At 37.8% G+C, this 14,703-nt stretch carries 10 protein-coding genes, 1 tRNA gene and 1 pseudogene; 4 read left to right on the top strand and 8 right to left on the bottom strand.

The genetic code is table 11. The features are described 5' to 3' along the window. The 3 genes and pseudogenes from ACSC97_RS15390 to greB form a co-directional block, all read right to left on the bottom strand. A pseudogene (locus ACSC97_RS15390) lies at positions 1–426 on the bottom strand (hypothetical protein); the annotation flags it as partial. Between the two features lie 507 nt (positions 427–933). Next, positions 934–1,023: transfer RNA gene (locus tag ACSC97_RS15385), tRNA-Ser, on the bottom strand. 96 nt (positions 1,024–1,119) lie between these two features. Further along, a complete protein-coding gene (gene greB, locus ACSC97_RS15380; RefSeq protein WP_004908219.1) occupies positions 1,120–1,608 on the bottom strand; it encodes a transcription elongation factor GreB in 489 nt (162 codons plus the stop codon). Positions 1,609–1,979: 371 nt separating this feature from the next. On the opposite strand from greB, the gene ACSC97_RS15375 reads away from it, so the two are divergent. Then, a complete protein-coding gene (locus ACSC97_RS15375; RefSeq protein WP_436661799.1) occupies positions 1,980–3,089 on the top strand; it encodes a transglycosylase SLT domain-containing protein in 1,110 nt (369 codons plus the stop codon). Positions 3,090–3,143: 54 nt separating this feature from the next. On the opposite strand, the gene ACSC97_RS15370 is transcribed toward ACSC97_RS15375, so the two are convergent. Further along, on the bottom strand, positions 3,144–3,527 hold the full coding sequence (locus ACSC97_RS15370; RefSeq protein WP_004676693.1) for an SCP2 sterol-binding domain-containing protein: 384 nt from the start codon (positions 3,525–3,527) through the stop codon (positions 3,144–3,146). 197 nt (positions 3,528–3,724) lie between these two features. Beyond that, complete coding sequence (gene ttcA, locus ACSC97_RS15365; protein WP_004908226.1) at positions 3,725–4,630, bottom strand: tRNA 2-thiocytidine(32) synthetase TtcA; 906 nt, start codon at positions 4,628–4,630, stop codon at positions 3,725–3,727. 492 nt (positions 4,631–5,122) lie between these two features. On the opposite strand from ttcA, the gene ACSC97_RS15360 reads away from it, so the two are divergent. Then, positions 5,123–5,983, top strand: a complete 861-nt coding sequence (locus ACSC97_RS15360; RefSeq protein WP_004956064.1) for a lytic transglycosylase domain-containing protein — start codon at positions 5,123–5,125, stop codon at positions 5,981–5,983. 214 nt (positions 5,984–6,197) lie between these two features. Then, on the top strand, positions 6,198–7,103 hold the full coding sequence (gene htpX / locus ACSC97_RS15355) for a protease HtpX (protein WP_004908232.1): 906 nt from the start codon (positions 6,198–6,200) through the stop codon (positions 7,101–7,103). Positions 7,104–7,177: 74 nt separating this feature from the next. On the opposite strand, the gene ACSC97_RS15350 is transcribed toward htpX, so the two are convergent. The 3 genes from ACSC97_RS15350 to ACSC97_RS15340 all read right to left on the bottom strand — a co-directional run bounded on the left by ACSC97_RS15350 (position 7,178) and on the right by ACSC97_RS15340 (position 12,582). Then, on the bottom strand, positions 7,178–7,762 hold the full coding sequence (locus ACSC97_RS15350) for a DUF4112 domain-containing protein (RefSeq protein ID WP_004908234.1): 585 nt from the start codon (positions 7,760–7,762) through the stop codon (positions 7,178–7,180). A 78-nt stretch (positions 7,763–7,840) separates the two neighbouring features. Continuing rightward, a complete protein-coding gene (gene mgtE, locus ACSC97_RS15345; protein ID WP_436661795.1) occupies positions 7,841–9,178 on the bottom strand; it encodes a magnesium transporter in 1,338 nt (445 codons plus the stop codon). Between the two features lie 299 nt (positions 9,179–9,477). Further along, the gene (locus ACSC97_RS15340; protein WP_130576222.1) at positions 9,478–12,582 is read right to left on the bottom strand and encodes a multidrug efflux RND transporter permease subunit; all 3,105 of its coding nucleotides are present in this window, start codon (positions 12,580–12,582) and stop codon (positions 9,478–9,480) included. A 318-nt stretch (positions 12,583–12,900) separates the two neighbouring features. Here ACSC97_RS15340 and ACSC97_RS15335 point away from each other — a divergent pair, with 318 nt between their 5' ends. Further along, positions 12,901–14,514 carry a phosphoethanolamine transferase gene (locus ACSC97_RS15335; RefSeq protein ID WP_436661792.1) on the top strand — a complete coding sequence of 538 codons (1,614 nt, stop codon included), beginning with the start codon at positions 12,901–12,903 and terminating at the stop codon, positions 14,512–14,514. Positions 14,515–14,703 lie beyond the last annotated feature (189 nt).

Below are 14,703 nucleotides of genomic sequence, written 5' to 3'. Positions count from 1 at the left end.
TCTACGTTTGATTGGTTTTGGAAAAAAAGAAGAATTTAAGAAAGTGCTCGCAATTTTAAGAAAGAAAAAGCCTGATAGGACAAGGGCCCTATGAAATTTGTCGTGTACAGAGGCAAATTGGTTAGACTTAATGCTTGATGCCAAGCTACTATTCTCTTGAGCAACTAAATCCTCTAGTGATAGATATTGTTGTTCCTTATTTTTTTGCCTGTTCAACAACCGTCGTTCTTTTCGTTGGTCATTATCCCCAGGTTGCTTGAACATCTTTTTGAGCCGTTCATCCGCTAATAATTGCTCAATGATTGCCTCTGCAAGATCATCAATAGATTGGGTAACTGATTTAAATTGAGTATTATTCAAGTCACTATTTGCACTATCCATATCCATCTCAAGTGCATCAGTTTGTATTATGTTTTCGTCATCCATTAAATTGTGCTCACATGGGTCAAAGCTAACCAACTAAAATTTCAACAAGAATTCCCAGCCAGTAAACCATTAATTCCCATCTATTTTTCTTTCAATTCTCGAATATTTTGACATGAATTCCAAGTTCATATTCTTATTTATCTGTAAAATTTAGTCTAACCCTCATGTGAATATAGGTCATAAATCTTACATAGGCAGGTAGAGATAACAGGGATTGATTGCCTGATAGAACAGACTCAATAGCCCATGTATTTGATACATATCTTGAGCAAGATAGTTAGGCTGCTTCACGGGTCTGAGAAAGGTGAAAACTCTATGGAAAGTTGAATGACATTTTTTTATTTTGAAGTGCGATGAACAACTAGTAACTTTTAACAACAATCCAAAGGCTACTGATTTCATCCAGTCACAATTGATTCAATCAGAATTTTAATGTGGGTTACAATGTGGGACAAAAGCACAGATAAAAAATAAGCCCTTGTAAAAACAAGGGCTTATTTTAATATTTGGCGGAAGCGGTGAGATTCGAACTCACGGAGGACTCACACCCTCGTCGGTTTTCAAGACCGGTGCATTAAACCGCTCTGCCACGCTTCCAATGGCGGCTATCATATAAATAAAAATTCAACTTGGCAAATCTTTTATTCAAAATAATGCACTGAACGCTCAAAATAAAATCAACAGCTTATAAATTTATTGATTTTGAGATTTTTCATAGCGAATTGAATTGATATACCAAAGTTTTTTCCCTAGAGGAGTGATGACCTCAACTTCGTCGTCCACTTGTTTACTCAATAAAGCACGCGCCATTGGTGATTCAATGGATATATGTTGTGGATGATGATCATATATTTCATCGACACCGACAATACGTAAGGTTTTTTGCTCGCCAGCATCATTTTCTATCTCTACCCAAGCTCCGAAGTAAACTTTTCCTTCTTGCTCAGGGACATAATCTACAATTTTTAATTCTTCTAAACGCTTTCCTAAATATCTAACCCTGCGATCAATTTTCCTAAGTAATTGTTTATTATACTGATAATCAGCATTTTCCGAACGATCGCCTAAACTTGCTGCCCAATTTACTTTTTTAGTGATCTCAGGTCGCTCGTCATGCCAAAGCTTTTTCAACTCGGCAACCAATAAATCATGTCCTGTACGAGTAATTAAATTCGATTTCATAGATAAAAATACGCTATTACAACATTCCATTTACAAGATTTAGCATTGTATTCCTTATTTGATCATCACCAAAGTGTATAAATTTTATTCTTTTTCAAATCAGACGGTTGTGATGTATTTCTCATTTTTTTACTGTACAAAATTTGACAATCAGTTTTTTGACCCTTAATATGCGCCCCTAAGTTAGTTTTTGTTTACTTTTTATACATTTTGTAAATGTTGTGAAACATTTATTAAATATCCGATCAACCCAATGTCATTTTGAATGACGTTCATGACTTGCCCACCCCTTATCGAATTTATCAACTTTTAAAAGCGAAGTTTTTGTTTTCTGAGCTTTTAGGGCATAAATTATCTGTAGCGGAGACAACATGCACAGTAATTCAAGTTCTGGGTCTAGGCCTAGCCTTAACTCTTTATCTTCTAAACTTCCATTTCAAGCTTTAGCTTTAGGATTCGCAATCCTTCCTTTTAATAGCTTGAATGCTGAGAAATCTCATCAATACAACACAGTCGTAACGACAAAAGTTTTAACCGTGGTTGCAGTTGAAAATCCAACCACAGTTTTTAAAGACGGTGAATTTTTACATGGTTTCGGTTACGATTTAGCTCGAAACTACGCACAAAGTCTCAACGTAAAGTTAGATTTTAAGACCGTACCTGACAATGCCACTGCTTTAAAGTGGATTGCTCAAGGCAAAGCAAATCTTGCAATGACCACAGCAAATCTTGCAACGATTGAAAGTAAACAGCTTGTTTCCTTTTCTGCAAGTTGTGGCGATCAAGCAACTTTGAGTAAAAATGGTTTAAACCCTCAATTAAACTGGGTGTTTAAACAAGCTGACGATCCACTGACTTTAACTGCGAGTGGTTTTGTTTGCCAAAGCAAACAGTCAGGAACAACTCAGCAATTAGCCTCTTTTTATAATCGTAATGTCGTTAAACCTGAATCTTGGTCAACGATTCAAAAAGACCTCAATCAGCGTCTTCCAATCTATAAGGCAAGCTTTAAACAAAGTGCTGCGAAATATAATTTAGATTGGCATTTATTAGCTGCAATTGGTTATCAAGAATCATATTTAAAACCCACTTCGGTGTCTCCCACGGGTGTTCGTGGTTTGATGATGCTGACGAGCAGCACAGCGCAAGCAATGGGTGTAACTAACCGTACGGATCCAATACAAAGCATTCAGGGCGGTGCTAAGTATTATGATCTTATGTTAGATCAATATGAGAATGTTCCCTATCCAGATCGTAACTGGTATGCACTGGTTGCATACAATATGGGGCCAGGTGCAGTAAATCAGATTCAAAAACGTATTAAGGCTCAAGGTAAGAACCCAAATCAATGGGTAAACCTATATGACTATTTACAGCGTAATCAAGCGCGTAATGGTCGTTACAAGCAAGCATTACAGTACGTCACCCGAATCCGTACATATCTAGAGCATCTAAAAACGAGTAATCGTATCGAAGTTTAAAATGCTCAGAGCAAAAAAAAGCTTACCAACGGTAAGCTTTTTTTATGAATAAACTTATGCAGTTTGTTCAAGAACCTTTTTGAATAAATCTTTTTGTTCTTGGCTAGGCTTAGCAGTTTGTAATGCCATCAATTGAGACATGTCGCCTTGCACTTTAATTTTACCTGTCATGAATGCTTGCATAGCAGCTGCCATATCAAACTCTAAGAACACTTTACGTAGAGTCTCTGCATCCATATTTAAAGTTGTTTTAGCATTTGGAGACAAACCCTTTTGGATTTTACCAGCGTCTAAAGCTAACTCTGTATTTCCAGCTGCATCTGTTACAACTAAGTTAATCGCTAAGTTTGCAAGTGCTGGTGGTAAATTTAAATCACCTGCTTCAGCAGTAAGTTTTTCAACAGTTGCAAACCAATCATCAGTTAAAAATGCAGCCATGATTATTCCTCAAATGTATTTGTTCAGTTTCTTGTGCCATCTATCCAGACGACATCACATGAAGCTTTTTGCTCGTGCCCTGTTATAGCATGTAATTTTTATTTTAGGCTATGATTTTTTGTACGCGATATTCAATTTTTAAAAAATTTATAAAGAAAAGGCACTTATCAAAGTGCCTTTTAAAAAACTTTTACATTTTACTCTGCAGCAAAACTCAAATTCACCACATCGAGCCGATTTTTCATTTCTTCTGGATCTTTCATATCAAACTCACGTTGACTATCCAATGCCTCGAAATCAAATAATTCACGGTCCGCTAGTTGTGATGGAGAAACATTCTGTAATGCCCCAAAAATACTATGTAAACGTTTCGGATATTGTTTATCCCATTCACGTAGCATGTCATTGATGATCGCACGCTGTAGATTTTCTTGCGAACCGCAAAGATTACACGGAATAATCGGGAACTTTCTTAACTCTGCATATTTGATGATGTCTTTTTCTTCAACATATGCCAATGGACGAATCAGAATGTTCTTTTTATCCGAAGACAATAATTTTGGTGGCATCGCTTTTAAACTGCCGCCATGGAATAAGTTCAAAAAGAATGTCGCCATAATGTCATCACGGTGATGACCTAATGCAACTTTGGTCGCGCCAATTTCTTGAGCAAAACCATAGAGTGAACCACGACGTAAACGAGAGCAAACAGCGCAATACGTTTTACCTTCTGGCGTTAAACGCTTAGTAATCGTATAGGTATCCTTCTCAAGGATATAATATGGAATATTATTTTCTTCCATATAGCGTGGTAGCACGTCTTCTGGGAAACCAGGTTGCTTTTGGTCAAGATTCACAGCCACGATGTCAAAATTGATCGGTGCAATGCGCTTGAACTGCAACAAGATATCAAGCAATGTATAACTGTCTTTACCTCCAGACACACATACCATTACCTTATCGCCATCTTCGATCATGTTGTAATCACGAATTGCATGCCCTACTTGGCGACGAAGTTTTTTCAACAGGCGATAATACGCCGAACTTGTCGGAAGTTCTGGCTTGAAATTAAATCCTTGGTTGGACTCCACTGGCGCGTACATAGACGTGATTTACCCATAAACAAAAATACCGCGAGATTTTATCCGATTCCGAAAATTTGCGCACCAAAAGAATTTTTCAATTTCTTTCATTCGTCATATTCAAAAAGGATACTGACAAAACCTGCATCAAATTTGATCAGATTTAGCTAGATTGCTTATATTTCAAACTTTTCCACAGTTTTCCACAAAACCTGTGGATAAAATTGTGGATTTCTTCGCTATTGACAAACTGCTTTTATCTGAAAATAAGGCTTCCGATCAAATTGATCATTTTTTAACCAACACTTTTTAACAATTAAAATCAATTACTTATATATGTCAAGTTTTCGTTTTCAAAAAAAAAATTTAATTTTTTTTGATGAACATTCGCACAAAAGGACTTGATTTTTGTCAGACAGTCAAAATTAAAAAAATTGTAGCAAAAGTTCTTTTTATGATTTTTTTTGTTAAACTGCTGTGAAGAAATTATGCTTTTTTGCGAATATTATAACGATGGATAGTAAAAATTATTTTTTCGCCCTTTGGTTGGGGACAGTCGGTTTAATGAGCTGCTCAGCAATATATGCTGGTCAGACCATTTATCAATTCAAAGATACTAACGGCACTACACTACTCACCAATAAGAAAAAGGCAGAATATAGCCATCTCAAAGTGGTGAAAGCCACTTATTATCCTGACAGTAATATTCACAGTTATAGCAACTGGGGTGCGAGTGAAGCTTCAGTACTTCCTAGCTATAGTCGTAATAAAAATGCATTTGATCAAATAATTCGACAAGCAGCTCAACAACATGGAGTTGCAGAAGGATTAATCAAAGCCGTGATGCATACTGAATCAGGATTTAATATCAACGCACGTTCTCCTGTTGGCGCTCAAGGTTTAATGCAACTCATGCCAGCAACGGCTCGACGTTTTAATGTAAGTAATGCATATGACCCTCAACAAAACATATATGCTGGCGCAAAATACCTGAGTTGGTTACTACGAAGATTTAATGGAAATACTCAACTTGCACTTGCAGCCTATAATGCTGGTGAAGGTAATGTTGATAAATATGGTGGAATTCCTCCATTTAGAGAAACTCAAGATTATGTCCGTCGAGTAACCAGTCGTTATCAAAACTTATATGCTTCTGGTCTAGGTATGAGTAACTCATCGTCTGCTCAAAGTGGACAAGTACTAGCTCAGTCTGCGAACTACACTACTCCACCACGAAGCGAACCGAGTCCTCCACCAAAACAATATAATCGACAAATCATTACCCTAGCTGATGGTACTTTTACTGATGCACCATCAGGTACATATACTACAGCAAATGCAACTGCATCAGCCCGAATAAATATTAGCGAATGATCGTTTAGCCTATATTCTCACACTATGATTTTAGTGTTGATTTTATAACTTTCTCACTCGCTAAGTGACTGTTTAAATACTAGTTCATTGTTTTATTAGCTTAATGTATCTACGCCCATTTTTTGCTTGAATTTTTAAGCATCGCCCTGCATATTATGATCATGATTTAAATTTATAAATCAGATTACTTTTTCTTTACATGAGGGTTTTCTCAATGATGCGGATTGGTTTGTTCTTGCTAACCAACCTCGCGGTACTGGTTGTAGCTGGCATTATCTTGTCACTCTTCGGTGTCGGTAGTTACCATGGCGCGGGTGGCTTGAATCTAGGCAACCTTTTGGTCGTCTGTTTTGTCTTTGGTATGGTGGGTTCATTAATTTCCCTCTTCATGTCGAAGTGGATGGCTAAAAAAACCACTGGAACTGAATTAATTGACCCCAATGCGCCTCGAAATCAGGCTGAAGCGTGGTTGTTACAAGAAGTTGCTCAATTATCCCAACGTGCAGGTATCAAAATGCCTGAGGTGGGTATCTTCCCGTCATACCAATCAAATGCGTTTGCAACGGGTTGGAACAAGAATGATGCTCTAGTAGCTGTATCAACTGGCTTACTTGAGCGAATGAATAAAGATGAATTGCGTGCGGTTCTTGCACATGAAATCGGTCACGTTGCAAATGGTGATATGGTCACTTTGGCATTGATTCAAGGTGTTGTGAACGCCTTTGTGATGTTCTTTGCACGTGTAGCAGGCGATTTTATTGACCGCAATGTCTTTGGTCGTGAAGATGGAGAAGCACCTGGTCTTGCTTACTTCGCAATTACGATTGTTCTCGATATCGTATTTGGTATTTTAGCCTCTACGATTGTGATGTGGTTCTCTCGTCAACGTGAATACCGCGCAGATGAGGCTGGAGCACGTTTAGCGGGTAAACAAGCCATGATTTCGGCATTACTCCGTTTACAAGCAGAATCAGAAATGCCTGATCAAATGCCAAAAGAAATGAAAGCTTTTGCGATTACTGAAGGTAAAGAGCAAGGTTTCAGCTTAGCGGCTTTATTCCAAACTCACCCAAGTATTGAACAACGTGTAGCAGCTCTACAACAATTAAATGTTCAATAATTCAAATAGATTAAACAAAATAAAGCCTCCTTAATGGAGGCTTTATTTATATTTATGAATGCAAATTAAGCCGATTAGAATGACTGATAAAGTTGCCATAAATAACTGACACCGAGCCAAACAGCGAGAATCAGTAAGATCAATACCGCAATTCCTAATAGATCAGGAATACGTAACCAAATCCAACTTACAATAGGATTACGCCAAAATGCTGAGGTCTTTTGCTTTTGTTCCAAAGACTCATGCAAAAATGGATGTACCACATGGATATCACTATGCACTTGGTATTCCTCACGGATGTGGTCATGCACAATCTCTAATGTTTTACGACTTGGACGGATAAATACATCAAATAGTGTCCCAACAATTGGTACAAATCCAACCAGCATATCGAGAATGGCAAGCTTAATTACACCAGCTAATTTATGTTGCGGTACACCAACTTCTTTTGCCTTTTTAAAGGCATACATGGTCAGAATGAAACCCGCAATATCTCCTGCAAATGGGATTGTGCTTAATGCAGCATCCGCACCAACGCCCTGTTTCGTGAAAGGAATTCGGACTAAACTATCCATTGTGTTGGCAAATTTAGCTAAATCTCGCTCGACTGCGATTGCTTGCTGTTGGGTTAATTTTTTTTGTTCTGTTTGACCAGTCATCAATCTAACCTAAAAACTACGTTTATGCTTGAGAATAAAGTAGTTTTTAGATTTTGTCGGTACATTTATTATTAAAATTTAGAATAAAATCATTGAAGCTATAAACAAATAAACAATGACACCTGTCGCGTCACAAATCGAAGTAACTAAAGGCGCAGAAGCACTTGCAGGATCTAAACCAGCTTTATTCAGAATAAAAGGCAAACTCATACCAATCAAACACCCCATCAATACGATTCCCATCATACTTAGGGCAAGGACTAAAGCCACCATTTCATCACCACGGAAAAAACCTAGTAATGATACGGCAATCGCCATTGTTCCCCCCAAACACAACGCGACTAGGCTTTCACGTCCGAGTAAGTAAAACCAATCTTTAAATTGGACATCGCCTGTCGCTAAAGCTCTCACCATCAGAGTAGATGATTGCGAACCAGCATTTCCTCCACTCCCCACAAGTAACGGTAAGAAAAAAACTAAAACTAAGTTTTGGGCAATCACATCTTCGTAGTGAGCTATTCCGATACCTGAAAGCAAACTACCAAAAACTAAAAACACCAACCAAAAGACACGTTTTTGATAGAGCTGAAGAATCGGAGCAGATTTAATACTAAGTTTCGATGATGCATTTACTGCACCTACTTTTAAAAAGTCTTCTGTTGCTTCTTCACTAGCAACATCCATCGCATCATCATAGGTCACGATACCGACCATCATGCCCTTGCGATCAATAATTGGCAATGCCAATAGATCATAACGTGCAATCGTCTTTGCAACCTCATCTTGGTCTGTATCGACATAAGCTGTCAGTACATTGGTTTCCATAAGTAGATTAATATTTTGATCTTCAGCTGCTAAGATGAGTTGCTTTAAGGATAAAACACCTAGAAGCTTTCTAGCTTCATCGAGAACATATGCAAAATAAATCGTCTCAGTGTCAGGGGCCTCTAAACGCAACATTTTGATTGCCTCATTGACCTGCATATTGGGTTTTAAGGTTGCATATTCCGAACTCATAATCGCACCAGCTGTTCCTTCTAGATAGGATGCAAGCTGGCGAATATCTTCTCTTTCAGCCTGTGCGAGTGCAGGCAACAATGCATTTTGTTGATCTTCATCCAAACACTTAAATACATCTGCACGTTTATTAGATGACATTTCACCTATGATTTCAGCCAAGGTATTTCGTGGCATAACTTTTGCTAATTTGACTTGTTCATTCGGTGCTAGATATGAAAACACATAGGCACGATCAGGCAAATGAGTCAATAATAATTGACTTTGATCTAAAGATAACTGGGTCAATACATCTGCAATATCAACAGGGCGAAATGTTTTTAGCGATGCTAGAGCGAGTTCTATATGATTATTTTTTAACGCGTCGCTTAATAAATATAAAAAGTTGTTATAGCTCATGTGGATCTCTTCACTACAAATAATCAGCAATGAAAAGTGATGTACAGTCAATTATTTGACTGATAAAAGAAGCTCTTCATCCTGATTTTGATGAATAAAAAAATGTGAAATTATGAATAAATCACAACTATGTATGTCCATTTAGGGAACAAAACCTCTTAGAACCGCTTATACGGCAGGGCAATACTACAAATATTTCTTTTTTTACTCAACCTACACAACAAAAATGAACAATTTGAGTCAAAGGTAAAATACCCCTTATCAAATTGTTCATCCGAAAAACTTAAAGTTTTAATAATCTATAATTTTGCAGTTTTCATTTTAGGCTTAAAGTAATGTGTGACTAACACGTACATAAATGGAATAAATATCAGCACCAAAACAGTTCCAAAAACCACACCGCCAAACACACTAAAACCAATCGCTTGTCGGCTCAACGCCCCTGCTCCTGTTGAAAACATTAATGGGATAACACCCGCACCAAAAGCAATTGATGTCATTAGAATCGGTCTTAAACGTAAACCTGCCGCATGCAATGCCGCATCTAAACTATTGCGACCTTGTTGCTGTAAGCTTGCTGCGAACTCAACCATCAAAATTGCATTCTTACATGACAAACCAATCGTGGTTAATAGTGCAATCTGAAAATAAATATCATTAGCAAAGCCAAACAGATAGCTAAAGATAATCGTTCCTCCAATTCCTAAAGGAATGGCTGCCATCACAACAGATGGAATAGACCAACTTTCATAAAGTGCTGCTAAACAAAGGAAAATAAACGCAACTGAAACCAGATATAACCAAATCGCTTGATTACTCGATTGTTGCTCTTGATAAGATAAACCACTCCATTCCAATCCAACTTCGGGCATTTGATCTACTAAAGTTTGAATCGCTTGCATGCCTTGCCCACTGCTAAAACCAGCAGCTGCATCAGCCTCGAGATTGATCGCAGGGTAACCCATAAAACGCTCTAACATGGGCGGTGCACCTTGCCAATCTATTTGGCTGAATTGAGTAAAAGGCACCATTTGTCCACTGGCATTTTTTACATACCAATAGTTCAGATCCTCAGGCTTTGAACGATATGGTGCATCACCTTGTAAATAGACACGTTTGATCCGTCCACGATCAATAAAGTCATTGATATAGCTTCCACTCCAAGCAGTAGATAAAGTTTGGTTAATATCATTTACATTAAGACCATGAATCATCGCAGCCTTATAATCGATCTTGATATTTAATACGGCTTGATCATCATTGCTTTTTTTATCGAGATTCTCTACAGAATCCTGCTGATTGCCCTGCTGTTGTAAAGCTTCAAAAGACTTCACAAGACTATCCCGCCCCAGACCTTGAGTATCCTGAAGCCAGAAATCCATTTTGTCTGAGTTACCTAAACCGCGAATCACTGAAGGCATAATCACCATGATTCGCGCTTGATTATTTTTGGAAAAATATTGCATCGCTCTAGCACGAATCTGTTGAGCACTATTTTCTGAACCAGGTCTATCATCCCAATGTTTAAGAGAAATAAATGCTTGTCCAAGGTTTTGTCCTGTACCAGAGAAATTTCGACCATGGATGACCATGACACCATTCAAATTTGCTTTTTCATTTTCAAGGAAATAATCAGAAATCGTCTTACCTACCGCTTCTGTTTTACTCATCGGTGTACCTTGTGGAAGCGTAAATTGTACTCCCAGCAAACCTTGATCTTCTTGAGGTAGGAAACTCGTTGGAAGAATTCGATAAACCAAAACAAAACTTGCAGTTAAGCCAACAATCGCGATTAAAGAAAATACTTTAAAACCAATAACCTTACTTGAAAACTTCAAATAACGCGTTTTGATATTGTCCAAACTATTATTGAACCAGATCGCCCATTTCGCCTGTTTCTGTTGCGGTTTGAGTAAAATGGCGCACATTGCTGGAGTCAAAATCAAAGCAACAAAAAGTGATAGCACCATGGCAACGACAAGGGTTATCGAAAACTGTCGATAGATAATCCCTGTTGCTCCACTAAAGAACGACATCGGAATAAAAACCGCAGTTAGAACCAAAGTAATCCCGACCAATGCTCCACTGATTTCCTGCATGGACTGAATCGAAGCTTGTTTAGCACTTAATTGCTGTTCGTGCATAAGACGTTCAACGTTTTCAACCACAACAATCGCATCATCGACCAACAGGCCAATTGCCAATACCATCGCAAATAATGTCAGGGTATTAATGCTCATCCCTAAAACAGATAAAACAGCAAACGTCCCCAAAATTACAACGGGTACGGTCACAGCAGGAACAAGTGTTGCTCGCCAGTTTTGGAGGAAGATAAACATCACCAAGACAACGAGGATAATTGCCTCAACTAATGTCGAAACCACTTGTGACATAGACTCTTTTACAAAAGGAGTATCATCACGTGGATACACCACAAAATACCCTTCAGGTAATGCTTTTTCTAATCGAGCGACCTCTTTATATACTGCATCAGCAACTTGCATTACATTTGCACCAACGGTCAATGACAGCGAAAGACCTGATGCTGGATAACCATTTAAACGGTTAAAAACCTGATAATTTTCTGCTCCTACTTCAACGCGTGCGATATCTTTTAGATAAATAAATTGCCCATCATTATTTGCTTTTACAACGATGTTTTCGAATTGTTCAGGTGTTCGTAACAAAGACCCTGAGGTCACTTTCGCATTCAGATATTGATTTTCAACCGAAGGGAGTTCTCCAATTGCACCTGCAGCTACTTGAGTATTTTGATTTTCTAATGCTGATCGAACATCACTAACTTGTAATTGATAGCTCTGTAGTTTTTGTGGATCCAACCAAATTCGCATTGCATACTGCGAACCAAAAATATTAACTTCACCAATCCCTTCAATACGGCTCAAATTAAGCTCAAAGTTATTGGTCAAATAGTCAGAAATATCTAAATTTGTTGAACGTCCAGATTTATCACCTAGACCAATCACCATAAATGAATCGCTTAATGACTTGCGTACGTTCACCCCTTGACGTTGAACATCTTCAGGCAGACGATTTATTGCCCCATTAACTGCATTTTGGACTTGGACTTGTGCTTGATCTGGATCTGTGCCCTGTTCAAAGAACAAACTTATTCGGCTATTACCACTCGCATCACTGCTTGAGCTAAAATAAAGTAAATTGTCGATTCCTTTGATCTGTTGTTCAAGCACTTGCGTAACACTGTCTTCAACAGCTTGAGCATCTGCACCACTATAAGTTGCAGAAACAGTAATTCGAGGAGGCGCGATATCTGGATATCGCTCAACTGGGAGATTTTGTATCGAAAAAATACCAACCGCCATAACGATAATCGCGAGTACGGTGGCAAAAATTGGTCGCTCAATAAAAAACTTGGATAGCATGGCTGTTCATTCCATTTTCTGAAACAGTCAATTGTTAAATGAGACTAATAAGAGTAGTTCAGTTCTTGATCTTTACTGAACAATTAAGCAAACACCATGCCTTTTAACATATCATTTCAAATCGAAGGAAATGAGGAGAAATAATGGATTTTATTACAAGGTTCACATCTTAAATGTATGAAGCATTTTGAAATGAAGATCATACATTTAAAATTAATTTACTGCGCAATCAAATACTTCACAAATACAGATTGACAGGTCAAGAACTTCCACAGATATTAGCGTGTTCGGCTCTCTCTCTCATTGTACTTGACATTTATGACGGCAAGCTTAAAAAGTTTTAATATTCTGCTACTTATTCTGCTGCCTGCTCTCGTTACAGGTGGTTTGTTAATTGTTGCAGGAAACCTATCAGATGGTTTACGTCTAGGTTTTTTATCCCTACCAGGCGTTATTTTTACTTACTTTGCGATCACGCGAAGAAAAACATATTGGTATGTTTTTTCTTTGTTGTGGTGGTTTATTTTTTTACTCGACTCACTGCTTAGATCAAGTACATGGTTTCTGTTTAGTAGTGATAGTGAAGCCTACTTTATTATTGAAGCGATTGCCAATACTAATCGCCAAGAAATTTGGGAATTTTTACAACTTCATTCAGTCGCAGTATCTACTGTTTTTATCAGTTTAATTATTCTCATCGCGCTGCATAGTTTTGCAGTCTTTAAATTAATTAAAGTTCAACATGTAGAGCAAATTTGGCAAAGTAAAATCTTTCGCTCATTTATCATTTTGCTTACCGTATTAAGTCTGACTAGCTATTTGATGAAACCTTCTCGCAAGGTGCATCCTCTTATTTTTTGGACAGAATATCAAACTAAGATTCAAGATTTCCGCGGGCGAGTAAAACAACATAAGAATGTACATAAGCAATGGGATTTAAGTGCTGAAAAAAATCTAGTCATGACGCGACAGGCCAAAGGTAAACAAACCCATGTCCTAGTGCTTTCAGAAAGCTTAACCAGTTTGAATCTTGGCATTTGCGGTTACCCTAGAGATACCACTCCTGAGTTGAATAAACGACTTTCAGAGATTAAAGTTTTCTGTAATGCATTTTCGCCATCGCCATCTACCATCAATGCTTTACGTGTTTTATTGACTGAAAGCCCTGCATCAGAACATAAAAAATATTCACCCGAAAGTGTATTGGCTTATGCTCGAGCAGCAGGATATAAAATTTATTGGCTAAGTAATCAAGATGATAGTTATCTATCATCATTGTTTGGTTCTTATGCGGATCAAGCTATTTATAAAAATACCCGTTCAGGTCGTAGCAGCTCATCTTTAGATGAAAATTTACTGCCTATTTACCAGCAGGCACTTGCTGATCCCGTCGAAAAGAAACTTATTATTTTACATCTGATCGGGACTCATCCTAATTACCAAGAACGCTACCCAACGACATTCAATAAATTTAATAGTAATAGTAATGATCGTGTTGAATCAGATTTAAAAGCACGAAATATCGATCCTTGGATTCGTTCCTTACGTAATGATTATGACAATGCAGTGCTATATGAAGATCATTTATTGGCAAAAATGCTGGACACTTTAAGAGCTGATCATTTACCTGATTTTAGGTCTTTCACGGTAGTTTCAGATCACGGCAATGAAGTTGGACATGAACTAGATTATGCTGGTCATAGCCCAACGACCAAAGCAGGCTACCAAGTCCCTGTAATCATGTGGTCGGATAAGTTAAATTTAACAGGCGTGAATAAAGACACAAATCTCAATACTGCTGAACTGGATCAGAATTTAATGCATATCATGGGCTTGAAAGATAAATCCTCTTCCAATCATTCGTATTGGCTAGATCAAGATTATCGTTTTACACCTGAGGCAAATTGGCCGTATTGGGAAAATAAATCCTAAGAAAATTATTATCTCACCCAGTTTGATCAAGAGGTTAAGCTGGGTTTATTTTTATCTATAAAAAATTCATAAAATTAGTAAGCGTCCGCTGAACCCCATGCCTATTTTTTAATTTGAGTTGGATTTCCAGCGATGTGGCAGTAATTCTTCTATTTGGGTCGCTTTATGCGTCGGCAGCCTTTTCAGCAC

Source organism: Acinetobacter sp. P1(2025), assembly GCF_051390655.1.
Taxonomy (GTDB): domain Bacteria; phylum Pseudomonadota; class Gammaproteobacteria; order Pseudomonadales; family Moraxellaceae; genus Acinetobacter; species Acinetobacter junii.
Note: the sequence above shows the minus strand (reverse complement) of the source record. Positions and strands in the feature narration are given on the sequence as shown.

Bases quoted from the DNA above. Each gene is read 5' to 3' on its own strand.
- greB (WP_004908219.1), bottom strand. From the start codon at position 1,608: ATGAAATCGAATTTAATTACTCGTACAGGACATGATTTATTGGTTGCC.
- ACSC97_RS15375 (WP_436661799.1), top strand. From the start codon at position 1,980: ATGCACAGTAATTCAAGTTCTGGGTCTAGGCCTAGCCTTAACTCTTTA.
- ACSC97_RS15370 (WP_004676693.1), bottom strand. From the start codon at position 3,527: ATGGCTGCATTTTTAACTGATGATTGGTTTGCAACTGTTGAAAAACTT.
- ttcA (WP_004908226.1), bottom strand. From the start codon at position 4,630: ATGTACGCGCCAGTGGAGTCCAACCAAGGATTTAATTTCAAGCCAGAA.
- ACSC97_RS15360 (WP_004956064.1), top strand. From the start codon at position 5,123: ATGGATAGTAAAAATTATTTTTTCGCCCTTTGGTTGGGGACAGTCGGT.
- htpX (WP_004908232.1), top strand. From the start codon at position 6,198: ATGATGCGGATTGGTTTGTTCTTGCTAACCAACCTCGCGGTACTGGTT.
- ACSC97_RS15350 (WP_004908234.1), bottom strand. From the start codon at position 7,762: ATGACTGGTCAAACAGAACAAAAAAAATTAACCCAACAGCAAGCAATC.
- mgtE (WP_436661795.1), bottom strand. From the start codon at position 9,178: ATGAGCTATAACAACTTTTTATATTTATTAAGCGACGCGTTAAAAAAT.
- ACSC97_RS15340 (WP_130576222.1), bottom strand. From the start codon at position 12,582: ATGCTATCCAAGTTTTTTATTGAGCGACCAATTTTTGCCACCGTACTC.
- ACSC97_RS15335 (WP_436661792.1), top strand. From the start codon at position 12,901: ATGACGGCAAGCTTAAAAAGTTTTAATATTCTGCTACTTATTCTGCTG.